Raw genomic sequence first — 8,587 nt, 5'->3', positions numbered from 1 at the left:
CGTCGGGTGCCGGCCGCAAAACGGTCGGTACGCGCCGGCGTCAGATCGTTTTGCAGTACTGAATTCTATAGTCAGTCTTCTGAATTGTTTTATTGAAGTTTGCGGTGCTGACCCTCCTCACGTCGGGTGCCGGCCGCATCTTCGGGCTTCCTTCTCAATATTTTGCTCTCAGACCATGTAAAAACAACTCCAGCTTCCTGCGGATCATCCGTGCCGGCTGCCTGTGGTTATTGACCAGCACAGAAAAGATCAGCAGCTTCCCGGATTTGGTATATAAATAACCGCTGAGGCTTAATACACCCGACATGGAGCCTGTTTTAGCGTATATAAATGCACTGTCCTTTTTATAATAATTAGTCAACGTACCTGTACCGCCGGTCGGAAAAATCGTCTTCAGCCTTTCCATTCCAAATTCATTTTTCATTTTATGGAGTACCCATATAAAGTCCTGTGGTGTAAACAAATTATAGCGGCTCAGCCCGCTGCCATCGGCCCACCGTGGCGCCTGGGGAAATCCCTGCAGGTCATTGTTCAGCAGATACTGTATCATTTGCCTGTCATCCATAGCGCCGGACTTTTCATTGGCTGCCATTAGCAGCACCTGCTCTGCATAAAAATTATCACTCCTGTGCATCATTATTTTGAAGAGCGAATCAGAAGGCTGAGAATGGATTATCCCATCAGACCGGATGATGGTTGAGGTTGGATCAATGGTTTTACCCAGAGAATCTTTCAGTAATTCCAATGCCGACTGCAACCCGTTGGTGATAAAAGGCACCTTTCGTTCAGCACTGACCTCTTTGCCCTGGGTAATAAAAAACCTGTTTTCGGTTAAAAAACGTTGCACAGAAAAAATTTGTGCAGCCGTATCGCCGCTGAAGCTCACTTTCCAACTGATGTCGGGCTCCGAATAAATAAATGCTTCTTCCCTTGCCATAGCTGCTATGCTTCCCGAATCGCGCACCTGTATCCACCGGATCACATTTCCGTATACAGGAAAAGGGCTGCGTTCGGTCATGTACGTATCATTATAGTCATCCCACATCCATCCTTCACCCAATGCCCGTGCTTTCCAGTTGTTCGTAGTAATGGCTATAGGGCCGGATTGTTTTTTTAAAAAATCAAATACCGGTTGACTGCTGAAATCGGGATGTAAAAAAGAAGGATCGCCGGAAGGTATAATGAACAGTGTGTCAGCCGTTTTTTTATACCGGAGCCCAACCAAACTATCTGTAAAGTATTTCATGCCTGCATACAAAGAGATGATCTTGGTATTGCTGGCCGGCACAAAATATTTATCGGACTGGTAATTGTAAATGAATTTGTTCAACTCAGCATCAAAAACAGAAATACCGGTATGTGCATCTGCCAATACAGAATCATTAAATAAATTTTTATCGGCGAGTTGTTGAATATTGCGTGAAACGGAGCAGGAGGCAAGAAGAATTATTACAACAAATAAAACGGTTATTCGAAAGGATGTAAACATATGCCTGGGTGAGTGTGAGTGGTGAGTAGTGAGTAGTGAGTAGTGAGTGGTCAGTGGTCAGTGGTCAGTGGTGAATGGTCAATAGTGAATTTCACACTTTCAAATTAACTTCTCTCCTGCGCTCTCAGCCAGCGTTCGGGTATTTCATTGCTGCTGGCCTGGATATAATCCTGGTACGAGCATGCGATATAGGATTTATCCGGTAACTGCATCCACCAGCGCCCTGTTTTTTTGCTTTGCAAAAACACCGTATCTATCTCTGCAAATGCAGTGTTGAATTCAAAGAAGTTATCTTTTTCAGCCAGCAACGCCTCATGCCTGCCCTGCCATCTTCCGTCTACAAAATACCAGATCATCTGCGCAATTTGCCTGGCCGTTAATTGCTGGATATCGTTTTCTACGCTGTAGCCGTAAATGCCCATAGAGCTGAAGTTCGGACTCATGCCTGCAAACCGGGTAAGCATGCAGGCCTGTTCGCCATCCAATCCGTTGGGAGAAAGATAACTGGAAGGCGCCGCTGCATGCTGCAATGCCGCAATATCAAAGCTCAGCATATTGGTGTTGCGCAGTACAGGTTCCATTTCATCCATATGCTCCTTAACCACACCCAGCCTGTAACAATCAAAGCGCAGCTTGTCCATTGTTTCCAGCATGTGCGGGTTTACAAAATAACTCTGAAATGCGATATGATTATAATGTCTGATGAAGTTGGGATCCCCGGTTAATATCTCCATTAAGAAGTTCCTGCTCCGCAGCGGATTGTCCATATTAAGATCAATGAGCCCGTCTACTACAGTGGCTTCAATAATACGGTTCAGGACTTTATACGCATCATATTGCGCAAGCGTGAGATCATGGCTGCCGCCCAAAACAACTACTGCTTTTCCAATATGCAGCAATTCGCTTATCACCATTCTTAATGCGGCATAAGTATCGGTCATTCCGGCGCCCGGTTTAATATTTCCCACATCGGCTATCCTGATATCCTTATGCCAGTAGTACAAAGCATAAAACTGGCTGCGAATAACGTCAGGCCCGGCAGAATACTTGTCCAATCCTTCTCCTCTTTGTTCGCCGCAACCAACCAGCACCACATCCGCATTATCAAGGTCGGGCAATTCTTCCTCGTACAATTCAATACTGCTTCCGATCTGCCCTTCGAGGTAACCTTCATCGTGCGATAAATGGTACCGGTTGACCGGATTTAAAAAATCAGTGATGTTTAGCACGTCACCCATAGCAATGATTTTTACAAACCTACTGGTTCTGCAGCAAAAATCAGAGCAAAAACTACTAACATGATGTGAAAAACCGGGCGGCCCCGCGCGTGCGCCCGCCTGACCAGATTCGGGCAGGGCGCTCAGCTCCGCCTGAATCATTCAGTCGGGCAGGCGGATGGTTATACAGTAATACACTTAGTGAAAAATATAAGTGACCCTGTATTTATTATTCAATGCCCTCCCGCTCTCATGGTTGCCAGCGCTTCCAGGATACGCATACCGGCATCTCTTTGGGTGTCATCTGATACCGCTTTATGCTCAAACATAGCCCTGCTCCACTCCAGGGTTTTATGCAGGTGCGGATACAATGCGATCTGCTGGTCTATCCATTCACCTGCTTTAGCTTTTCCTTCTTTTTTTTCAATGGCCCAGGCCGATACCAGCGTATTGGAGGGGATAAAATTGCTCACCGTATTATCAATCCGTGGGGTAAACCGCAATATATGGTCCAGTAAAGCTTCTCCCCCTACTTTCTTTAGCTGTTTGCCGCACAGATATTCCATCCAGTCTTCCAGACGGCTGTCTATTTCATCATCGTAAGGTTTTCCAACACCCAGGTTTTCGGGCCATAGCCGCGACTGACTGATAAATGTTAATGCTTTTTTGTAATTATTTTTTTGCATTTCCTGCAGGGCCAGCATCAATTTGGCTTCACGGTAAAGTCCCTTTCCTTCTGTAGCGCCTTCAAATGGTATGATATTAAGCTTAGCCAGTACCGCATCCGCTTCCTTATACTTTTTATTCAGCATCAGTGTTTTGGCATACAGTATTCCTGTTATGTATTGCTCAGGATGGGCTTTATAAAATGGCGCTACTATTGCCAAAGCCTTTTGAGGCTGCCGGTGATCATTATAGTATTCCCCGAGCATTTTATAATATCGCCATTGTGTTTTGTCCAACGCCCATGCCTTGTTCAGATCACGCAGGCTTTGGGCGCTATCACTGTCCCTAAAAATAACAGCACGGGTTGCATAAAATGGCGCATAGGAAGGCAGATCACCACAGGACAGCAACAATTGTTTACATTCCGCTTCGCGGTTTCTGTCTTTATATATCAGCGCCAACTGGTATTTGAGGAGCCAGTCGTTTTGGCTTTTAAGCAAATGTTCCAGCACCATTGCCGTTTCTGAACGAAAGCAGAACACCAGCTCAGGATCAATGGTATCACAATTTACTTTTCTGTTTTGCAGGAATGCCATCCAGAAAGCAGCTTCTGCACTCGGGCCCCCCAGGGAAAATACCTTCAATGCTTCATCAGCATAACCTGCATTGTAATACCATATTGCTAATTCAGCGAACGTTTCTGCAGGCAATTCATTCCGTACCAGGGAAACAAATGCTTTTTTGGCTTCTTCTGTTTGTTGGTGGATATAATTTTCAAAACGTGCGAAATGGTTCAGCGGATCGTACGATAAGATGGTTTCTGATATTGCTTCCGCTTTTGCCATTTCATTCCGGCTGCGCAATGCGGCAGCCTGCAGCATTAGCGCATCTATATTATACCGGTTGAAATCAATGGCTTTTGCAGCATAGGCGATCGCTTTATCAAAATCTTTTTCTTTGCTGTACAACCGGCTGAGCCCTGTATAGGCTGCGCTCCTGTACTCAGGTGTGAGCGAAGCGATGCTGAACCCGTCCTTCGCATCGGCTACATTACCCAATTGCGCATTAATGATACCATAATAGTAATTGGCATCGCCCGCATGGGTGTTAATGCTTAGTGCCCGGGCAGCCATTTTCAGCGCTTCGGTATAGCGCATGTTTCGATACAGGAGCTCAGCCATTTTTACTAATGCAGGAAGATAATTACTGTCTTTACTTAAGCTCTCGACGAGCTTTTCTTCAGCGGCGTCATACCTTTTCTGATCCATGTACTCCTTGCCCTGCACATACAAGCCATAGGCGGTACTCCAGTTAAAATTTGCAGGAGATGATACCGGCCGGCTAAGAATTTCAAAATCCGGATCGCTATGGTATACCAATTTATTTTTGCCCAAAGCAGCAACAATATCTTTTGCGTTTATGCTTACCTGTAAGGAGTCGGCAAATACCTGTAATGGCGCCAGGTTCAGCACCTTGCTATATACCGTTTTCTCCCCGGCTTTTATCATCAAAGTATCTCGAACAGGCTGCGCTGCGGAAAAATATATTTTCAGGAGATCATTTTCATACTTTATATTGAGTGCACCGTATGCATTGGCTTTAGCAATGCCATGCGTTTGTGATACAGGATACCAGTACTCTTTCCAGGTATCCGTGGCATAAGGTGCAAAGGCAATATGCTTAAAGGGAGTGCGGCTGCTTTTCTCCGCGTTTTGATTGAACAGCCTGCCCGATTGGACCTCTACGTACTGCCCGTCGGTATCGGTGAGCAATTTTTCCCAGATCATGCCCTGCTGCGATAATCCCCAGATCCATATTTTTCTGCCGGCCTTATCATCGTACGTGCCGTAGCGCACCATGCCCGTGTTATCATCATGCCAGTAGGCTCCAAAAAAATCTGCAGGTTTTCCAAATACATGATAGGACTTATATCCACCAAAATCATTCTCTTCGTAAAAATTGATCTTTTTACCATTGGTTTCATTTACCGGCCAGGAAGCGTATTCTCCGTTATGTCCTATGTACTTTGTGCCCGGAAAAATAAATTCAAGGTTGCCTTTGGCTTTAATGCCCAGGTTCATCCAATGGTAATAGGGCTGTTCAAGCGGCGTGGAGTTGTACCAGAAAGATTGCGTAGTGAAATATGCTTTGTCTTTGGGAAGATTGATCTCTATGCGCCAGTTGCTCCGGGTTAACAGATCCAGCACGCCAATAATACAGCTTACGCTTCCATCGTCATTTTTCCGGGTGGTATAATCTACAGGCGTAGCATTGGAAGGTGTATGGCCAATAATACCATAGTTGGGCTCGAGCCCGCCGCTCGTCCACGGACCGCGCATGGCAATATCCCGGAACTTTACCGTATGGTTATAATAGATAAATGATCTCCCCGATTTTTTTTCTATCGCCGCCCATATCTTCCCCCCAATTTCAGGTGTGATGAGCACTTTGATATAATCGTTCTCCAGTTCAACGATCTTCCATTGTTTTTGCTCAGCTTTATCGGTAAAGCCATCGTACCTGAAATAAGGATACACCGGCGAAAGCAGCGGTATGGGGTTGGGATCTGAAAATCCATAGGTGGGAAATGATTGCATATATTCTTTTACGGCAGATGGCTGCTGCGCAGCTCCCGTCATTATCGCGAAGCAAAAAAATAATAGAGTTATGGAAGGCTTTCTCATCGAATAACCGTTTAAAAGGCCTAAATACTAAAATTAGGAAAACAATGCGTTATTTTTGCTGCATGAAACTTTCTGCGAAAGATATAAAAACAATAGCGGACTACTTCCGGGATAAACCTGTACTTAGAGTCTTTTATGAAGTTTGATCTGGAAGATAAATTGCATAAAAAAATTGATCTGGTTTCGAGTAATGGCGTATCCAGGTATATTCTTCCATTCATAAATAAGGACAAACAGCTTATTTATGAAAGGTAAATTCAGCGTCTTTAGTGAAGAAGACATGCAAAGGATCCGTTGGGCAAAGTAAACTATAGGGGAGATTATAAGATACGCTGGACAACCGGATCGGGATACCGGGAATTTCCTGTTACCATTTTATAATTTGAGAAATTCAATCAACTCTTTTGCTGCCACCCGGCCGGCCCGGTTGGCACCAATAGTGGAGGCAGAAGGCCCATACCCGGTTAAATGGATCCGGTGATCCCTGGCAACCTGTGTGGCTAATTTCCCAGACATTTCGATCCCATCCTTATCATTTTTCAATCCTAGCGGGTTGAGGTGATCCAAAGAATGACGAAAGCCTGTATTCCAAAAAATAACATCGGCATCAAGTTTGGTTCCGTCTGCCCATTGTACACCTGTTGCCGTAAGTGCTTCGAACATAGGTTTTCGATCCAGTACACCTTTTTTTAACATTCCCTCAATAGCGGGAGTAACAGGCAGGCCGGTTACAGATACCACCGAATTTGGTGGCAAACCCTCCCGCACCCTTTTTTCTACCATCGCCACTGCCTCGCGTCCTAATTCAGGCGTAAATTCATAGTTCCTGAAATCAGGAGAACGACGGGCCACCCATGTAGTTTGGGTTACCTCCGAAACCTCACCCAACAATTGAACGGCTGAAATTCCGCCTCCTACTATGATGACATGCTTGCCAATGAATTCGCGGGCATTTTGGTACTCCCCCGTATGCAGTTGTCTTCCCTGAAACTTATCCCATCCGGGATACCTTGGGCAGTTGGGCGTTTTCCAGGTACCGGTTGCATTTATCAGGCCCCGGGCATTGAATTGAATGCCATTTGTACGAATGATAAACCGCCCGTTCCTGTCTGTAACTTCACTCACCCTTACAGGACGAATTACAGGAAGTTCAAAGGTTTTCTCGTATAACTCGTAGTATTTCGGAATAGCAATATTTGCCTGTAATGCTGTATCCTTCGTGTTTACAGCATCGGCAAAACTCATCCCCGGCAGGTCGTTGATGCCGTTTACATTGCTTAGCGTTAAAGAATCCCAGCGATGCTGCCAGGCGCCACCGGGACCAAACTCATCATCCAGCACTACAAAACCTTTTCCCGGTTCTATTCCTTGCTTTTTTAAATGATAAGCTGCCGACAAACCCGCCTGTCCGGCTCCGATTACAACAATATCCACCTTATAAAAAATATCGGGACGAACCGGATCCGATGCTGAAGTATCGGTATTTTTTGTTTCTTTGTCCGGGCTCATTGATATGATTTTTATTAAAACGAACAACAGGAAACAATAAGTTTTTTCACTTATGTTGTTGGTGATGCCTCACTCATGACCCACTCACGAACACCGGCAACGGCGGAAAGCGGGATCCGATGAGAACTGACACATGATGATAAAATATGCATAAATTACAGTATAGGGGAAACGATTTATTCTTGCTTCTCTCACGGGGTTCATCATAATAGGAATATGTATTGGGATTGCGAAGCAAACGGGAATAAAAAATATCTAACTCATTTAAAAACTTCATCCCCAATCCTTCTCTTTGCTGCTCATACCAGTCATATGCTTCTATAATTTCTATTGCAGCTAAGGGGCGAACTTCTATTTTATACTGCACTTCTCCTTTCTTTATCAACTGCCATTTGCTTTACCTCATCCCAACTATAGAATTTACCTTCACCACGAAGATACTTTTCCCTCTCTGCCTGTATAAGTTTACGCCTCAACACATCCGTGTCTATCTCATTTTCAAAAATGGTATAAATAGCTTCCGCCTTTTTGTCTTCAATGCTGTCAATAAACTGATGCAGCATCTCCCTTATACTTGTCGTTTGCATAACTGTTCTCATTTTTCACAAATTTAGTTTTAAAAAAGCATAGTTTAAAGCGAATGATATTGCGACAATCAGACAATCAATTGTGTCATTCGGCCTTTCCTTACATTTGCTCCTAAAGCCTGGTCTTATCAGTCAACTCAGTTCCATATTATCTAATCCCATCGAATACCTTAAAGGCGTAGGCCCTTTAAAAGGAGATCTGCTTAAAAAAGAGCTGAACATTTTTACTTTCAATGATCTGCTTGAGCATTTCCCCTACCGGCACATTGATAAAACAGAAATAAAAAAGATCGGTGATATTACACCGGCTTCAGATTTTATTCAGGTGGCAGGTAAAATCATTTCCTGCGAAATCATGGGGGAAAAAAGAGGAAGGCGCCTGGTAGCCGAATTAAGGGATGATACGGGATCGCTGGAGCTCACCTGGTTCCAGGG

Annotated in this window: 5 protein-coding genes and 1 pseudogene; 1 reads left to right on the top strand and 5 read right to left on the bottom strand. The window is 44.6% G+C overall.

Going from position 1 to position 8,587, the window contains the following annotated elements:
* Positions 1 to 154 precede the first annotated feature (154 nt).
* The 5 genes from PLH26_RS17485 to PLH26_RS17465 form a co-directional block, all read right to left on the bottom strand.
* The gene (locus PLH26_RS17485) at positions 155 to 1,489 is read right to left on the bottom strand and encodes a D-alanyl-D-alanine carboxypeptidase/D-alanyl-D-alanine-endopeptidase (RefSeq protein ID WP_324587321.1); all 1,335 of its coding nucleotides are present in this window, start codon (positions 1,487 to 1,489) and stop codon (positions 155 to 157) included.
* Between the two features lie 104 nt (positions 1,490 to 1,593).
* On the bottom strand, positions 1,594 to 2,727 hold the full coding sequence (locus PLH26_RS17480; RefSeq protein WP_324587320.1) for a formimidoylglutamase: 1,134 nt from the start codon (positions 2,725 to 2,727) through the stop codon (positions 1,594 to 1,596).
* Between the two features lie 212 nt (positions 2,728 to 2,939).
* Complete coding sequence (locus PLH26_RS17475) at positions 2,940 to 6,056, bottom strand: DUF5107 domain-containing protein (RefSeq protein ID WP_324587319.1); 3,117 nt, start codon at positions 6,054 to 6,056, stop codon at positions 2,940 to 2,942.
* A gap of 375 nt (positions 6,057 to 6,431) precedes the next feature.
* A complete protein-coding gene (locus PLH26_RS17470; RefSeq protein WP_324587318.1) occupies positions 6,432 to 7,565 on the bottom strand; it encodes an NAD(P)-binding domain-containing protein in 1,134 nt (377 codons plus the stop codon).
* A 356-nt stretch (positions 7,566 to 7,921) separates the two neighbouring features.
* Positions 7,922 to 8,152: a hypothetical protein gene (locus PLH26_RS17465; RefSeq protein WP_324587317.1), complete on the bottom strand. Its 231-nt coding sequence runs from the start codon at positions 8,150 to 8,152 to the stop codon at positions 7,922 to 7,924.
* A 106-nt stretch (positions 8,153 to 8,258) separates the two neighbouring features.
* On the opposite strand from PLH26_RS17465, the pseudogene PLH26_RS17460 reads away from it, so the two are divergent.
* Positions 8,259 to 8,587 (top strand): annotated as a pseudogene (locus tag PLH26_RS17460) (ATP-dependent DNA helicase RecG); the annotation flags it as partial.

It is taken from the genome of Agriterribacter sp. (assembly GCF_035444585.1).
GTDB lineage: Bacteria > Bacteroidota > Bacteroidia > Chitinophagales > Chitinophagaceae > Agriterribacter.
The sequence above is the reverse complement of the archived record's forward strand: the minus strand, read 5'-3'. Positions and strand labels throughout refer to the sequence as shown.